This window comes from Bradyrhizobium sp. P5_C11_2, from assembly GCF_054049755.1.
Genome location: NZ_JBFULT010001055.1, coordinates 1 through 1182 on the forward strand (window position 1 = coordinate 1; position 1182 = coordinate 1182).

Genomic DNA, 1182 nt, shown 5'->3' on the forward strand with positions numbered 1-1182 from the left:
GTGCCCTATCCCGCGGGGGGATCCGTCGACGGCGTCGCGCGACTGCTCGCGCAAAAGCTGGGCGAGTCGTTCGGGCAGAGTTTTATCGTCGAGAACCGCGCCGGTGGCGCCGGCGGCATCGTCGGCGCGAACTATGTCGCCAAGGCCGCGCCGGATGGCTACACGCTGATGCTGACCGCGTCGATCCATGTGGTGACGCCGTTCCTGCACAAGGCCGTTCCCTACGACGTGGTCACCGACTTCACGCCGATTTCGCTGGTGGCCAGCGGACCGCTGATCGTCAGCACCACGGCGCAGATGCCCGCCAAAACTCTCAAGGAATTCTTCGATCTGGTTCGCAAGGATCCGAGCAAATACACCTTCGCGACATCGAGCTTCGGCTCGGCCGGGCACATGGCGATCGAGCTGCTCAAGCGCGATGCCGGTGTCGACACCCTGGTGGTGCCCTACAAGGGCGCCAGCCCCGCGCTGACGGACCTGATGAGCGGCCAGGTGCAGTTGATCGCCGATCCGATCCTGTCCTCGCTGCCGCTGGCGAAAGCCGGAAGCATCAAGGCGCTGGCCGTCACCAGCACCAAGCGCGTCGACATCGCTCCGGAGATTCCGACCGTGGCCGAGTCCGGCATGAAAGGCTTCGAGTTTGGCTCCTGGTACGGCCTGTGGGGCCCGAAGGGCTTGCCCGCCGACCTGGTCGCGACAATTCAAGCCGAGATCGCCAGGATCGTGCAGCGGTCGGAGGTGAGGGAACGCTTCGCGCTTCTCGGTTTCGAACCGCTCGGCTCCACGCCGGATTATTTCGCCGGCTTCATCAAGGACGAGATGGCGAAGTATCAGCAGATCATCAAGGACGCCAACATCAAGGCTGAATGACAGTGGCGCACGCGTGATCGGGCAAGCACGCGGCTTCAAGTCCGGCAGCTGGCGACGGCGCAGATGAACCCACGGAAAAGCCGGCGCGACCAATGCACGGCTTCAGAAGGTCTTCATCACATGAGCTGGAAAAAGAAATACGCGATCGGTTGCCTGATAGCCCTGTTCGTTTTCACGGCTATGGAATCCTACGATCGCCCCAACAGGGACATCCCCTTTGGAGCTGTCATCGTGATGGCGGCTGTATGGCCCGTCACAGTGTCCGTCATTTTGGGCGGTGCTGTCGGCGAGATGGTTCGCGATGGCTTGCCC

Annotated in this window: 2 protein-coding genes; both read left to right on the forward strand. The window is 62.7% G+C overall.

The features are described 5' to 3' along the window. Window positions 1–870, forward strand: an 870-nt coding sequence (locus ACXJL8_RS41605; protein ID WP_456687096.1) for a Bug family tripartite tricarboxylate transporter substrate binding protein, incomplete at its 5' end; no start/stop codon positions are given. A 120-nt stretch (window positions 871–990) separates the two neighbouring features. Beyond that, the coding region (locus tag ACXJL8_RS41610) for a hypothetical protein (RefSeq protein ID WP_456687097.1) at window positions 991–1182 on the forward strand (192 nt) is incomplete at its 3' end.